Source organism: Micromonospora sp. NPDC049044 (assembly GCF_040649215.1).
Taxonomy (GTDB): Bacteria; Actinomycetota; Actinomycetes; order Mycobacteriales; family Micromonosporaceae; genus Micromonospora.
Genome location: NZ_JBEZFA010000005.1, coordinates 31,916 through 46,361 on the forward strand (window position 1 = coordinate 31,916; position 14,446 = coordinate 46,361).

The following is a 14,446-nucleotide window of genomic DNA, read 5'->3' on the forward strand; positions in this document are numbered from 1 at the left end:
CAGATGTACGAAGGTGCCATCCAGGACCTGATCGACGAGTTGGGCCGGTTGCCGGGCGTGGGTCCGAAGAGCGCTCAGCGGATCGCGTTCCACGTCCTGTCGGCGGATCCTGCCGACGTCAACCGGTTGGCCGGCGCACTGCGCAAGGTCAAGGAGTTGGTGCGGTTCTGCACCACCTGCTACAACGTGGCCGAGTCTGAGCAGTGCCGGATCTGCCGCGACCCGCGCCGCACCGACGAGGTGCTGTGCGTGGTGGAGGAGCCCAAGGACGTGGTGGCCATCGAGCGGACCGGTGAGTTCCGCGGTCGCTACCACGTGCTGGGTGGCGCGATCAATCCGCTGGAGGGGATCGGTCCGGACAATCTGCGCATCCGGGAGTTGCTGATCCGCCTCGGTGGTGGCGGGGTACGGGAGTTGATCCTGGCCACCGACCCGAACACCGAGGGCGAGGCGACAGCCACCTATCTGGCGCTGATGGTGAAGCCGATGGGGATCGCGGTGACCCGGCTGGCCAGCGGTCTGCCGGTCGGCGGCGACCTGGAGTACGCCGACGAGATCACCCTCGGCCGGGCCTTCGAGGGCCGCCGGGCCGTCTGAGTCGTACCGCGCGGAGGTGGTGCCGTTGTCGACGGTGCCGCCCCCGTTCCGGTGTCCGGCCCGGGCACGGATCGATGTGTCGCTCGATGTGTTCGCCTTGCCGTCGACTGTCAGACGTCTGCGCAAGGTGTCGGCTTGGTAGCGATTGCCTAACGCCCGTTCCGCTGCGCGTGTGACATGTCATAGCCTCCCGCACACGGACCGAGCCACAGCTCGGCGTGGTCATGCGCATGACAGAGGTGAGAGATGCAGGCGAGAAGGCTTAAAACGGCCGTGGCCATCGCGGCCGTTGCCGCCCTGGCGGTCGGCGCGGCCGGCTGCGCGGAGAGCGAGCGCGACGGCGACAGTGGCGAGGCCAAGACTGGCGGCACCTTCATCTTCGCGGGTGCCGGTGACCCGAAGAACTTCGATCCGATCTTCAACGACGACGGTGAGTCGTTTCGGCCGGTCCGGCAGATGTTCGACACGCTGGTGAGCCACAAGCCGGGTACGGCTGATCTGACCGGCGGCCTGGCGGAGAGCTGGGAGCACGATCCGGCGGGCAAGGTCTGGACCTTCAAGCTGCGGCAGGGCGTGAAGTTCCACGACGGCACCCCCTTCAACGCGGCGGCGGTCTGCTACAACTTCGACCGCTGGTACAACATGCAGGGCGCCGCGGCCCAGGCGAACATGATCTATTACATGGACGTCTTCGGTGGCTTCGCGAAGAACGAGGCCGAGGGCGCCAGCGAGTCGATCTACGACAAGTGCGAGGCCAAGGACGAGGGCACCGCCGTCCTCTCGCTCAAGAAGTACAAGGGTGCCTTCCCGGGTGCCTTCGCGCTCACCTCGCTCTCGATCGCGAGCCCCGAGGCGCTGAAGAAGTACGACGCCAACACGGTGAAGCAGAACGGCGACTCGTTCGCGTACAGCGCGTTCGCCAACGAGCACCCGGTCGGCACCGGCCCGTTCACCTTCGGTGGCTGGGACAAGACCAAGGGCGAGATCACCCTCAACCGGAACCCGGACTACTTCGGTGAGAAGGCCAAGGTCGACAAGATGATCATCAAGATCATCAAGGACGAGAACACCCGCAAGCAGGAGCTGCGCGCCGGTACCGTCCAGGGCATCGACTTCCCGGCCCCGGCCGACACCAAGGCGCTCTCCGACGAGGGCTTCCAGGTCGTCGCCCGCCCGGCGTTCAACATCCTCTACCTGGGCATCAACCAGAAGAACCCGAAGCTGAAGGACCTGCGGGTGCGGCAGGCGATCGCCTACGCGCTCAACCGCCAGCAGCTCGCGCAGACCAAGGGCCCGGCCGGCGCGAAGGTCGCCGACGAGTTCATGCCGGACACCGTGCTCGGCTACGCCCCGGACGTGCAGAAGTACGAGTACAACCCGGACAAGGCCAAGCAGCTCCTCAAGGAGGCCGGCGCCGAGGGTCTGACGCTGAACTTCTACTACCCGCCGGACGTCACCCGGCCGTACATGCCGAACCCGCAGGAGATCTTCACCATCCTCGCCAACGACCTCCAGGCCGTCGGCATCAAGGTCAACGGTGTGCCTCGCCCGTGGAACGGCGGCTTCAAGGACGACGTGCAGACGTTCGGCAAGCAGGACCTGCACATCCTCGGCTGGACGGGTGACTACAACGACCCGGGCAACTTCGTCGGCACGTTCTTCGGCCGGGGCAAGGCCGAGTTCGGCGACCAGGCCATGACCGAGATGTTCGACGCGATCGCCAAGGCCGACGGCACCGTCGACGACGCCGGCAAGAAGGCCGCCTGGGAGCAGGTCAACCGGGACATCGCCGCCAAGTGGCTGCCGGCCGTGCCGGTCTGGCACGCGCCGCCGGCGATCGTCGTCACCAAGGACGTCGAGGGCCTGAAGGCCAGCCCGCTGACTGACGAGCGGTTCAACACCGTCAGCGTCAAGAAGTGACGTCAATCGGCTGACGCCGTAGGCGGAATCGGCCCGGGTTGGGGGTTTCCCCCGCCCGGGCCGATTCCGCGACTATCGAAAGTCTGGTGTGTGAGAGATGTTGCGAGTGATAGTCCGCCGCCTGCTACAGCTGGTGGTGACGCTGATAGCACTGTCAGCGCTGATCTTCGTCTGGTTGCGGAACCTGCCCGGTGGCCCGGTCGACGCGCTGCTCGGTGAACGGGCGACCCCCGAGACCCGTGCTCTGCTGACCAAGGCGCTCGGTTACGACCAGCCGATCCTCGTGCAGTACGGCAAGTTCATGCAGCGGATCCTCACCGGTGACCTGGGCAACTCGATCCGAACCGGCGACCCCGTCACCGAAGTGATCAGCCGGGCCTTCCCGGCCACCGTGGAGCTCGCCCTCGCGGCGATGCTCATCGCGGTCGGGCTGGGCGTCCCACTGGGTTATCTCGCCGCCCGCTGGCGCGGCCGGCTCCTCGACCACCTGACGGTGGTGGGCACGCTGCTCGGCGTCTCGATCCCGATCTTCTTCCTGGGCTACCTGCTCAAGGACGTCTTCACCCAGAACATTCACTGGTTCCCGCCGTCCGGCCGGGTCGGCATCGGGTTGGACAACACCAACATCACCGGCTTCTTCGTCCTGGACAGCCTGCTCACCCGGGAGTTCGACGCCACCGCCGACGCGCTCTGGCACCTGATCCTCCCGGCGTTCACGCTCGCCACGATCCCGCTGGCGGTCATCGTCCGGATGACCCGCGCCAGCGTGCTGGACGTGCTCAACGAGGACTACGTACGCACGGCCGAGGCCAAGGGCCTGCGGAACCGTACGGTCCGGGGCCGGCACATCCTGCGCAACGCGCTCCTGCCGGTGGTCACCACCATCGGCCTCCAGACCGGCGCGCTGCTGTCCGGCGCGGTCCTCACCGAGAAGGTCTACAACTGGGGTGGTCTCGGCACGCTGATCACCGACTCGATCACGGGCAGCCGCGACTACCCGATCCTCCAGGCGCTGATCCTGCTGTCCGCACTGGTCTTCGTGGTGGTCAATCTGCTGGTGGACCTCTCCTACGCCTTCATCGACCCGAGGGTGCGTGTGCGATGACCGAACCAACCACGCAGGCCGGCGCCCCGGCTCCCCGCAGCGGCAAGGAGCAGGCGTCCGGCGCGGGCCGGAACCGCCTCAGTGACCGTAAGAAGGCTCGCCTGGACGAGTTGGCCCAGTCGACCGCCGCCCCGGGCGGCGTGAGTCTGTTCCGCGACGCGTTCCGTCGGTTGCGCCGCAACCCGGCGGCCATCGTGGGCGCCACCATCATCGCGCTCTTCGTGTTGGTGGCGATCTTCGCGCCGTTGATCGCCCCGCACGACCCGGTGCAGCGCTTCGACGCGCTGACTGACCAGCTCACCCCGAACAACATCGCCGGGCCCATGGACGGCTTCCCCCTCGGTTCCGACGAGCTGGGCCGGGACCTGCTGTCCCGCCTGGTCTACGGCAGCCGGCAGACACTCTTCGTCGGTGTCCTCGCCACCATCATCGGGCTCGCCATCGGCGTGCTGTTGGGCGCGATCGCCGGCGCTGTCGGCGGTTGGGTGGACAACATCCTCATGCGTATCACCGACGTGATGCTGGCCCTGCCCGCCCTGCTGCTGGCGATCACCCTGGTCGCCCTGGCCAGCAAGTCGAGCCAGTGGACGGTCATCATGGCGGTGGCCATCGTCAACGTGCCGATCTTCGCCCGGCTGCTGCGCGGCTCGATGCTCGCCCAGCGGGAGAGCGATCACGTGCTGGCCGCGCGAGCGCTGGGCGTCAAGCAGCGCAACATCGTGCTGCGGCACATGCTGCCCAACGCCATGACCGCGGTGATCGTGCAGGCGACGCTGACGCTCTCCGTCGCGATCATCGAGGCCGCGTCGCTGTCGTTCCTCGGCCTCGGCGACCCCGATCGGGACCGGGCCGAGTGGGGCGCGATGCTCGGCGACGCCGGCGTGCGCTACTTCGAGGTACGCCCCGAACTGGCCTACTACCCGGCGTTGGCGATCATCGTGGTGGCGCTCGGCTTCACCCTGTTCGGTGAGGCGATGCGCGAGGCCATCGACCCGAAGAACCGGCGGTGACCGCCGTGTGCGCATCGCGAGCGATGAACCACAGCAGTGAGGAAGTGACCCGATGAGCCTGCTCGACGTACGTGACCTGAGCGTCGTGTTCCAGCGGCGCGGCGAGCGACCCTTCAACGCCGTCGACAAGGTCAGCTTCACGGTGGAGCCGGGGCAGACCGTCGGCCTGGTCGGCGAGTCCGGCTGCGGCAAGAGCGTGACCAGCCTGGCCATCATGGGCCTGCTGCCCAAGCGCGGCAACAAGGTCAGTGGAGAGGTGCTGTTCGACGGCGCCGACCTGCTGAAGCTGCGACCGGGGGACATGCGTGACCGGCGCGGCCGGGACATCGGCATGATCTTCCAGGACCCGCTGTCGTCGCTGAACCCGGTCATCCCGATCGGCGTGCAGGTGGCCGAGGTGCTGGAACGCCACCAGGGCCGGGACCGCAAGCAGGCGCTGCGGGAGGCACGAGAGCTGCTCGACGCCGTCGGCATCCCCGACCCGCAGCGGCGACTCAGCGAGTACCCGCACCAGATCTCCGGCGGCATGCGCCAGCGCGCCCTGATCGCCATCGCGCTGGCCTGCAAGCCCCGGCTGCTGATCGCCGACGAGCCGACCACCGCGCTCGACGTGACGATCCAGGCGCAGATCCTCACCCTGCTCAAGCAGTTGGTGGACGAGACCGGCACGGCCCTGATCATGATCACGCACGATCTGGGGGTGGTGGCCGGACTCTGCGACACGGTCAACGTGCTCTACGGCGGCAAGGTGATCGAGCGGGCGCGGCGGCACGAGTTGTTCGCGCACGCTCGGCACCCGTACACCCACGGGCTGCTCAACTCGGTGCCCCGGCTGGACTCCCCGCGCGGAGAGCGACTGCACGCGATCCGCGGGTCGGTAGCCGACAACATCCCGTGGGCCGAGGGGTGCGCCTTCGCGCCGCGCTGCGACAACGTCGTGGACGCGTGCCTCGAAGGGCCGCCGCCGCTCGAACCCACCGCCACCGGCGGCGACCTCCGCTGCAACAACCCCGTCCCCGAGGAGGTGGCGGTCCGATGACCGACGAGACCACTGCGCTGATCGAGCTGCGCGACGTCAAGGTCCACTTCCCGATCAAGAGCGGCCTGCTCTTCGACCGCACCATCGGGTACGTCTACGCGGTGGACGGGGTGTCGCTGAGCATCCGCAAGGGTGAGACGTACGGCCTGGTCGGCGAGTCGGGCTGCGGCAAGTCGACGCTCGGTCGTGGCCTGCTGCGCCTCGTCGAGCCGACCGAGGGCGAGATCGTCTTCGACGGCACCGACGTCCGCGCGCTCAAGGGCGAGGCGATGCGGCAGGCCCGCCGCCGGATGCAGATGATCTTCCAGGATCCGCTCTCCAGTCTCGACCCTCGACAGTCGGTGGAGTCGCTGCTCGTGGAGGGCCTGAAGGCGCACGGGCTGGCTGCCGACAAGGCCGAGACGGACCGGCGACTGCGCGAGACGCTGGAGGCGGTGGGTCTGCCCGCGTCCGCCCTCAGCAAGTACCCGCACGAGTTCTCCGGCGGTCAGCGCCAGCGCATCGGCATCGCCCGGGCCCTGGTGCTCAACCCGGACCTGATCGTCGCCGACGAGCCGGTCTCCGCACTGGACGTGTCGATCCAGGCGCAGGTGCTCAACCTCCTCGAAGACCTCCAGAACGAGCGCGGTCTGACGTACCTGATCATCGCGCACGACCTGGCTGTGGTCCGGCACATCGCCGACACGGTGGGCGTGATGTACCTCGGCGGTCTGGTCGAGGAGGCGTCCAGCGACGACCTGTACCGCGAGCCGATGCACCCGTACACCCGGGCGCTGATGTCCGCGGTGCCGGTGCCCGACCCGGTCGTCGAGGACCGCCGCGAGCGGATCCTGCTCGCCGGCGACCTGCCGTCGCCGAGCAACCCGCCGTCGGGCTGCCGGTTCCACACCCGGTGCCCGTGGGCGCAGCCGACCCGCTGTTCGGACGAACGCCCGGAGCTACGGGACGTGGTCGGCGGACACCGGGTGGCCTGCCACTTCGCCGAGGACATCGCCGCCGGCCGGATCCGGCCGCACGAGGTCGAGGTGGAGCTGGTCCGCCCGAGCGAGGGCACCGGCCCGGTCGACCCGCCGGGCGAGCTGATCCCCACCCCGTGACGCCGCACAGGGGCCGTCCGCTGCCGGACGGCCCCTGTGGCCGGTACGTGCTCCGGGTGCCTCAGCCCTCCGGGCGGTGCAGCAACCCCACAGCGACGCCGTGTACCGCGTCCAACCCGGCCGGGTCGGCGAGCGCGACAGTCGTGCCGGTCACCGCATACCACTCGTCGGCGTCCTTGTACTGCACCCGCAGGGTGACCTTGCCGTCCGCGTACTCGGTGCGCAGCGTCAGGTCACCGGTGACGACGCCCACCTCGTCGGTCATCACGCCGCCGGGGCCGGGCACGATGTCGGTGGTGCGGCTCTGCGGGCCGGCCGCGCCGCCCGAATCCGCGACCATGCCGGCGCCCGGCACCGCGGCGGGAGTCTCGGCGGCACCGTCCGCGGTCATGCCGGCGGCGGCCGGGCCGTCCTGCCCGGCGGCGGTCACGTCTCGCTCCCCACTCAACAGCCCTCCAACATGTCGGTCAGGGTGGCCTTCTCGGCGCTTGTCACCGTCAGCCGCCAGTAGTGCTTGACCGTCACCCAGTCCTGAGCGTATTTGCACCAGTACGACCGGTTTGCCGGCTTCCACTGGGACGGGTCCTGGTCACCCTTTGCCCGATTGGAGGACGCGGAAACCGCAAAGAGTTGCGGCCGGGTGGTGTCATTCGCGAAATCACCCCGCTTCGCGTCGTCCCACTCGTCGGCACCCGAGCGCCACGCGTTCGCCAACGGCACCATGTGGTCGATGTCCACGTCGGAGGGATCGGAGAAGCTGCGACCGTCGTACACACTCTCCCAACGCCCACCGACCACGTTGCAGCCGGAGAGCTTCACGTCCTTGCCGTCGCGCTGGAGGATGCTGTCCCGCACGTCGCAGTTCTTGCCAGTGTTCCGCCAGTGCGGAAAGCGGTCCCGGCTGTAGCCCTTCATCGAGCCGGCGGCGGCCACGGTGAGCTGGCTCAGCTGCTCTGCCGCGTTGCCGCCGTCACTCGACGGCGGAGGCGTAACCGGCTCGTCCGGCGGGACGCAACCGGCCACGCCGAGCGCCAGCGTCGCGGCGAGCGCGGTCGCCGCCGCTCGGGGTCCTGATCTGGTACGCACAGACGACACCTCTCCAGCTTGCGGTCTCCCGGCGATTGCGCACAGTACCCGGGAATGGTTTCGGCGATTCGTGGCGTCTCCCACATGATGCAAGGCAGATTGGTGGGATGACCACTCCCGCGCCGGCACGCACACTACGGATGGGCACCACCGCCGGCCGGGGCACGCTGCTCGCCGCCGTACTCGCCTCTGGCATGGTCTTCCTCGACAGCACCGTCGTCAACGTGGCGCTGCCGAAGCTCGGGCAGGATCTCGGCGCGAACGTCGCCGATCTCCAGTGGACTGTCAACGGCTACCTGCTGATGCTGGCGGCGTTCGTGCTGCTCGGCGGCGCGCTCGGGGACCGCTTCGGCCGCCGACGGATCTTCCTCATCGGGGTGATCTGGTTCACCGCCGCCTCGGTGCTGTGCGGGCTGGCCCAGGACACCGGTTGGCTGATCGCCGCCCGGTTCCTCCAGGGCGCCGGCGGTGCCCTGCTCACCCCCGGATCGCTCTCCGTGCTCCAGGCCAGCTTCCACCCGGACGACCGAGGTCGGGCCATCGGCGCCTGGGCCGGACTGTCCGGGGTGTCCACCGCGCTGGGCCCGTTCATCGGGGGCTGGCTTATCGACGCGCTGTCCTGGCGCTGGATCTTCTTCCTCAACCTACCGATCGCCGTGCTCGTGGTGCTGGCCGCGACGCGTTGGGTGCCGGAGAGCCGGGACGAGAGCGCCTCGCGGACCGCCGGGCCGGGTCGGACCCGACGGCGGTTCGACATCGGCGGCGCACTGCTCGGCGCGCTCGCGCTGGCCGGCGTCACGTACGCCCTGATCGACGCGCCCGCGCGGGGCTTCGACTCGGCCCCGGTGCTGATCGCGGCGCTGGTCGGGGTGCTGTCCGCTGTGACATTCGTGCTGCTCGAACGGCGGCGTGGCGACGCCGCGATGCTGCCCACCGGGCTGTTCAGCAGCCGACTCTTCTCGGTGCTGAACATCTTCACAGTGGTCGTCTACGCGGCGCTCGGCGGCTTCACCTTCTTCTTCGCCGTCTACCTGCAGAACGTGGTCGGGTGGTCGGCCTTCCGCACCGGCATCGCGTTGTTGCCGATGACCCTGCTGCTGTTGGCCGGGTCGGCCCGCGCCGGAGCGCTCGCGGCGCGGATCGGCCCGCGCCTGCCGCTGACCGTCGGGCCGGTGCTCGCCGCGGTCGGTCTGCTGCTGCTGCGCGGCGTCGCACCGGGCGCGTCGTACTGGACCGACGTGCTGCCCGGGGTGCTGCTCTTCGGCATCGGGCTGACCCTGGTGGTGGCACCGCTCACCGCGTCGGTGCTGGCCGCCGTGCAGGACCGGTTCTCCGGGGTGGCGAGCGGCTTCAACAACGCCGCGTCCCGGGCCGGCGGTCTGCTCGCCGTGGCCGCGTTGCCGCTACTTGTCGGCCTCTCCGGCAGCGGCTACGCGCAGCAGGCCGAGCTGACCGACGCATTCCGGGGCGCGCTGGCCTGGTGTGCGGGATTGTTGCTGGCCGGGGCCGTGCTGGCGCTCGTGCTGGTGCGCCGGCCGCCCCGCGCGGCCCCACCGTCGCAGCCCTGCCATTCGCTACCCGCCGCCACGCCCCCGCGCTAGCGGGCAAGGAAGGGCCCCTGGTCAAGGTGGAAAGTTGATCAGGGGTCCTTCCTTCACACTCAGCTGCGGGCGCGGTTGACGGCGCTGGTGACGGCCTTGATCGAGGCGGTGACGATGTTGGCGTCGGTGCCGACACCCCACACCGTCCGACCGTCGACCTCGCACTCCACGTATGCGGCGGCCTGCGCGTCCCCACCGGAGGAGAGCGCGTGCTCGTGGTAGTCGAGCACCCGTACGCCCACCCCTACCGACTGGAGCGCGTTGACGTACGCGTCGATCGGGCCGTTGCCGATCGCGGTGAGCGAGTGCCGCTCGGTGGCCGTGACGACCTGGGCCTCGATCTCGACCTTGCCGTCCGCGGTGCCGATCGTGTAGCTGCTCAGCCGGACCGCCGGGTCGGGCTGGTGGTCGAGCAGGTAGTGCGTCGCGAAGATCTCCCACATGGCGGCCGGGTCGACCTCGCCGCCGTCGTGATCGGTGACGTGCTGCACCACCCCGGAGAACTCGATCTGGAGCCGGCGCGGCAGGTCCAGTTGGTGCTCGCTCTTCATGATGTACGCGATGCCACCCTTGCCGGACTGCGAGTTGACCCGGATGACCGCCTCGTAGGTGCGGCCCAGGTCCTTCGGGTCGATCGGCAGGTACGGCACGGCCCAGGTGTGCTCGTCCATCGGCACCCCGGCGGCCTTGGCGTCGGCGGCGAGGGCGTCGAAGCCCTTCTTGATGGCGTCCTGGTGGGAGCCGGAGAAGGCGGTGTAGACCAGGTCGCCCGCGTACGGGTGGCGCTCGTGCACAGGCAGTTGGTTGCAGTATTCGACGGCGCGCCGGATCTCGTCGATGTTCGAGAAGTCGATCATCGGGTCGATGCCCTGGGAGAAGAGGTTGAGCCCCAGCGTCACCAGGTCGACGTTGCCGGTGCGCTCGCCGTTGCCGAACAGGCAACCCTCGATGCGGTCGGCACCCGCCAGCAGGCCCAGCTCGGCGGCGGCCACCCCGGTGCCCCGGTCGTTGTGCGGGTGCAGGCTCAGGATCACGCTGTCGCGGCGCGGCAGGTGCCTGTGCATCCACTCGATCGAGTCGGCGTACACGTTGGGGGTGGCCATCTCGACGGTGGCCGGCAGGTTGATGATCAGCGGGCGGTCGGGCGTCGGGTCGATCACGTCGATGACCCGGGAGCAGACCTCAAGCGCGTACTCCAGCTCGGTGCCCGTGTACGACTCCGGCGAGTACTCGTAGAAGATCTCGGTGTCCGGGGTGTGGATCTCCGCGTACTTCTGGCAGAGCCGCGCACCGGTCGTGGCGATGTCGGCGATGCCGTCCTTGTCCAGCCCGAAGACCACCCGGCGCTGGAGGGTGGAGGTCGAGTTGTAGAAGTGCACGATGGCCCGCTTGGCGCCGCGCAGCGACTCGAACGTCCGATCGATCAGGTGCTCCCGGCACTGGGTGAGCACCTGGATCGTGACGTCCTCCGGAATCATGTCCTGCTCGATGAGCTGCCGGACGAAGTCGAAGTCGGTCTGACTGGCCGACGGGAAGCCGACCTCGATCTCCTTGTAGCCCATCTGCACCAGCAGCTGGAACATCCGCCGCTTGCGCTCGGGCGACATCGGGTCGATCAGCGCCTGGTTGCCGTCCCGGAGATCCACAGCGCACCAGCGCGGAGCGGCCTCGACGGTACGGGTGGGCCAGGTGCGATCCGGCAGGTCGATCCGGAACTGCTCCCGGTACGGCTGGTAGCGGTGGTACGGCATCCGGCTCGGGCGTTGCCGCGCGATCGGATCGGTATCGGCTTCGGTGACAGGTTGAGCCATCTCAGAGTGCTCCCTGGAACATGTGGCGTCAGCAGATCGGAAGGTTTCGGCGAGCGGTCGCGCGACGATGCGCGGCGGTGCCGAGAGGAAAAATCGGATGTGCTGGACGGCGCGATGCGACTCCGCGACGAGGTGCCGGCCGATCAGGCCTCGTCGCGGCGGCTAAGAAGGAGAAGCGCCCGCCACATGACCAAGTCACCCTACGTGATGGAACGGGGGGTGGGAAGGCCGGTCCGGACTATGGGACCGGAGTCATGGCCGGCTCCGGGACCTCGACGCCCAGCCTCGGCGTCCGTTCGGCCCAGGCCACCGCAGGCACGATCGCCACTGCGACCAGCACGAAGATCGCTGCCGTCGGTAACCAACCCCAGCCGCCGGTGGTCACGCCGAGCGCGGTCAACCCGGCCGGGGCGATCAGGTACTGCACCTGCTCGCCGAGCCGGAACGCCCCCACGTACGCGCCGCGTTGGCCGGCCGGCGGCAGGGTGGCGGTGAGCCCCCAGGCGCCCGCCGACTGGATCAGTTCGGCCAGGATCAGCAGCGTCGCGGCGGCCACCAGCACCACGACGGTGAGCGGGCCCCGGGTGACCCCGGAGATCGGCAGGACCAGACAGGACACGGCGATCAGCAGGCCACCACGGCGGGAGGCCCGTGCCGCTCCCGCGGCGGTGTCCGCGCCCCGGCTCACGCGTACCTGGAGCAGCACGATCAGGACAGTGTTGAGCAGCACCAGGGCGGCGATCACCGTCTTCGGTGCGTCGGTGTGGGTGAGGATCCACAGCGGCAGGACCGTCAGGTAGAGCACCCCGTGCGCGGTGAGCAACCCGGACAGCAGGGACACCGCCATGAACGGCCGGTCCCGCAGTACGGCGAGCCGACTCATCGGCTCCACCGCCCGGGCCACCTGCGGCAGCCGGGGCAGTCGTCGTACGAAGAGGGCCGTCACCAGGATCACCGTCGCGATGAACCAGACCATCCCCCGGTACGCCTCGATCGTGTCCACCGTCAGCACCACGCCGCTGATCACCGCGCCCAGCCCGAAGCCGACGTTCAACGACGACCGCTGGTACGCCATCGCCGTGACCCGTTCGGCCGGCGGGAGCGCGTTGATCGAGTAGACCTGCCGGGCCACGCCTGTCGACGCGTCCACGGCCGCGAGCGCCACCACCACGGCGAGGAAGCTCGCGAAGCCGCCCACGAACGGATACGACGCGAACAGCGCCGCGTCCAGCACCAGCCCGACGATCCAGACCCGCTGCGGCCCGTACCGGTCGGTGAGCCCGCCCAGCGGCACCGTGCCGAGCAGCGACACCCCTGCCGCGATGGACAGGCCCAGCCCGACCTGGGCGGCGCTGAGCCCCAGCGCCCGGGTGAAGAAGACGGCGCTGCCGGCGTGGAACAGGCCGCTGCCGACGGCGTAGACCATGGCCTGCACGGCCAGCGCACGGGTCAACCCGGCGGGCGGTACGACGTTTGCCACAGCGGTACGGATGGTGTCTCTGGCCCCCATGGCCGGCAAGTGAACCGGGCCCCCACGACATCGGTCGAGCCTTTTAGGCTGGATCGAATCCTGCTCCCGGGGGAGGGCGCGTGTCCGAGTTGCGGTTCAGCCTGGCCGACGTGGCGGGCGTCCGGCTCGCCGTGTCACCGGTCAACGAGACGGTCATGAGCATGTGGGCGATGGCCAACCCGGTCCGCTACGCGGTGCACCTGCCCTGGATCGACCGCGCCCGGGTGACCCTGCGCCGCCCCGAGGTCGCCGAGCGGGTCCGACCTCTGGTGGGGTTGGCCGCGCCGGGTCGTTGGCTGCCCGACTTCCTCACCCCGGCTGCCCGACCGAACGTGGAGATGGCCGAGCAGCTCGACCAGATCGCCGCCACACCGCCAGCCGTGGTGGTCCAAGACCTGCTGTCGACCACCTGGCAAAAACCGCTGAGCCCGTTCGGGCGGGCGCTGCTCGCCGACCCCGGCGGGCTGCTGCCGCAGGTCGTCGAGGCGGTGCGGGTCTGGTACGACGAGGCGATCGCCCCGGACTGGCCGCGGATGCGGGCGCTGCTCGACGCCGATGTGGCGTACCGGGCCGCGCAGCTCGCCGAGAGCGGCGCTGGTCGGTTCTTCGAGCAGCTCCACCCGAGCCTGCACTGGCACGGCGACAGGGTGATCAGTGACGACACGTTCGAGCGGGACTTCGACCTCCGCGGTCGGGGGCTGGCGCTGAACCCGACGGTGTTCACCGAGCAGCACGTGCTGTGGAACCTGCTGGAGGATTCGCTGCCGGCCGGCGCGTACCCGGTCCGGGCGATCGGAACGCTCTGGGAGACGGCCGCGCCACCGCCCGGCGACGCGCTGGCCCGGGTGGTCGGCCCCGGCCGCGCCGCGCTGCTGCAGTTGCTCGACACGGCGTCGACGACCACCCACCTGGCCCGACTCACCGGGATGTCCGCGGGGAACGTCTCCCAGCACCTGGCCGCGCTGCACGCCGCCGGCCTGACCTCCCGGACCCGGCAGGGTCGGCACGTTCTCTACCGCAACACCGACGCCGCGAGGGTCCTGGTCCGGGCCAGCCGAGGTGGGTGATCAGGCGAGCAGCAGGTCGGCGAGCGGGCGGCGGCGGCGCAGGCCGGTCTCCCGGGCGCGCAGATCGGCCGGCAGGGTGAACGGGTCTCCGAGCTGGCCGACGGCAGCGACCACAAGCGGACGGACCCCGCCGGGCAGGTCGAGTTCGGTGGCGAGGCCGGCCTGGTCGAAGCGGGTGAGCTGGCGCACGTGCAGGCCGAGCGCGGTGGCCTGCACCGTCAGGTGGGCTATCGCCTGACCCAGGTCGTACGCGGCCCGCTCGGCGTCGTCGCCGGTGTGCGCGCCGACCACCAGGGTCGCGGCGTGCCGGGCCCAGCACTGGTCGTCGCCCGGGAGGCTGATCATGATCCGCTTCCAGTTCTCGTCGTCCCGGTGGCCGAGGGCGAACCGCCAGGGCTGCCCGTTGTCCGTCGACGGTGCCCAGCGCGCCGCCTCCAGCAGCGAGGCCGCCTCGTCCGGGGTCAGTTCGGCGCACGGGTCGAAGGCCCGAGGGCTCCAGCGGAAGGCGAGCAGCGGAGTCAGGTCAACCATGAGGGGAATCGTCCTGTATGGGCGATTCGCCACTCAGGCTGGGTTCGCTAAATGTGGGCAAACGCACCCGTA

The 14,446-nt window shown here is 69.7% G+C and carries 13 protein-coding genes; 8 read left to right on the forward strand and 5 right to left on the reverse strand.

Annotated features, from left to right (window positions below; genetic code table 11):
• Positions 1 to 3 precede the first annotated feature (3 nt).
• The 6 genes from recR (at position 4) to AB0B85_RS05375 (ending at position 6,768) form a co-directional block, all read left to right on the forward strand.
• Positions 4 to 597 carry a recombination mediator RecR gene (gene recR, locus AB0B85_RS05350; protein WP_179781356.1) on the forward strand — a complete coding sequence of 198 codons (594 nt, stop codon included), beginning with the start codon at positions 4 to 6 and terminating at the stop codon, positions 595 to 597.
• 246 nt (positions 598 to 843) lie between these two features.
• Positions 844 to 2,517, forward strand: coding sequence for an ABC transporter substrate-binding protein (locus AB0B85_RS05355; RefSeq protein WP_357403822.1), 1,674 nt, complete (start codon positions 844 to 846; stop codon positions 2,515 to 2,517).
• Positions 2,518 to 2,614: 97 nt separating this feature from the next.
• Positions 2,615 to 3,622, forward strand: a complete 1,008-nt coding sequence (locus AB0B85_RS05360) for an ABC transporter permease (RefSeq protein ID WP_357403824.1) — start codon at positions 2,615 to 2,617, stop codon at positions 3,620 to 3,622.
• Positions 3,619 to 4,632 (forward strand): ABC transporter permease, encoded by a 1,014-nt coding sequence (locus AB0B85_RS05365; RefSeq protein ID WP_357403826.1) that lies wholly within the window; start codon positions 3,619 to 3,621, stop codon positions 4,630 to 4,632. The genes AB0B85_RS05360 and AB0B85_RS05365 overlap by 4 nt, the downstream gene beginning before the upstream one ends.
• A gap of 52 nt (positions 4,633 to 4,684) precedes the next feature.
• A complete protein-coding gene (locus AB0B85_RS05370) occupies positions 4,685 to 5,671 on the forward strand; it encodes an ABC transporter ATP-binding protein (protein WP_357403828.1) in 987 nt (328 codons plus the stop codon).
• Positions 5,668 to 6,768, forward strand: coding sequence for an oligopeptide/dipeptide ABC transporter ATP-binding protein (locus tag AB0B85_RS05375; RefSeq protein ID WP_357403830.1), 1,101 nt, complete (start codon positions 5,668 to 5,670; stop codon positions 6,766 to 6,768). Before AB0B85_RS05370 ends, AB0B85_RS05375 begins: the two co-directional genes overlap by 4 nt.
• Positions 6,769 to 6,829: 61 nt before the next feature.
• On the opposite strand, the gene AB0B85_RS05380 is transcribed toward AB0B85_RS05375, so the two are convergent.
• Both AB0B85_RS05380 and AB0B85_RS05385 read right to left on the reverse strand, forming a co-directional pair.
• On the reverse strand, positions 6,830 to 7,216 hold the full coding sequence (locus AB0B85_RS05380; protein WP_357403831.1) for a hypothetical protein: 387 nt from the start codon (positions 7,214 to 7,216) through the stop codon (positions 6,830 to 6,832).
• Positions 7,213 to 7,854: an HNH endonuclease family protein gene (locus AB0B85_RS05385; RefSeq protein WP_357403833.1), complete on the reverse strand. Its 642-nt coding sequence runs from the start codon at positions 7,852 to 7,854 to the stop codon at positions 7,213 to 7,215. Before AB0B85_RS05385 ends, AB0B85_RS05380 begins: the two co-directional genes overlap by 4 nt.
• A gap of 107 nt (positions 7,855 to 7,961) precedes the next feature.
• Between AB0B85_RS05385 and AB0B85_RS05390 the strand changes: the two genes are divergently transcribed.
• Positions 7,962 to 9,455 (forward strand): MFS transporter, encoded by a 1,494-nt coding sequence (locus AB0B85_RS05390; protein WP_357403835.1) that lies wholly within the window; start codon positions 7,962 to 7,964, stop codon positions 9,453 to 9,455.
• Between the two features lie 59 nt (positions 9,456 to 9,514).
• On the opposite strand, the gene leuA is transcribed toward AB0B85_RS05390, so the two are convergent.
• Positions 9,515 to 11,266, reverse strand: a complete 1,752-nt coding sequence (gene leuA / locus AB0B85_RS05395; RefSeq protein WP_357403837.1) for a 2-isopropylmalate synthase — start codon at positions 11,264 to 11,266, stop codon at positions 9,515 to 9,517.
• A gap of 238 nt (positions 11,267 to 11,504) precedes the next feature.
• Positions 11,505 to 12,776 (reverse strand): MFS transporter, encoded by a 1,272-nt coding sequence (locus tag AB0B85_RS05400; RefSeq protein ID WP_357403839.1) that lies wholly within the window; start codon positions 12,774 to 12,776, stop codon positions 11,505 to 11,507.
• A gap of 80 nt (positions 12,777 to 12,856) precedes the next feature.
• Between AB0B85_RS05400 and AB0B85_RS05405 the strand changes: the two genes are divergently transcribed.
• Entirely contained in the window at positions 12,857 to 13,843 is a 987-nt protein-coding gene (locus tag AB0B85_RS05405; protein ID WP_357403841.1) for an ArsR family transcriptional regulator, read from the forward strand.
• On the opposite strand, the gene AB0B85_RS05410 is transcribed toward AB0B85_RS05405, so the two are convergent.
• Positions 13,844 to 14,374, reverse strand: a complete 531-nt coding sequence (locus tag AB0B85_RS05410; protein WP_357403843.1) for a nitroreductase family protein — start codon at positions 14,372 to 14,374, stop codon at positions 13,844 to 13,846.
• Positions 14,375 to 14,446: the final 72 nt, after the last annotated feature.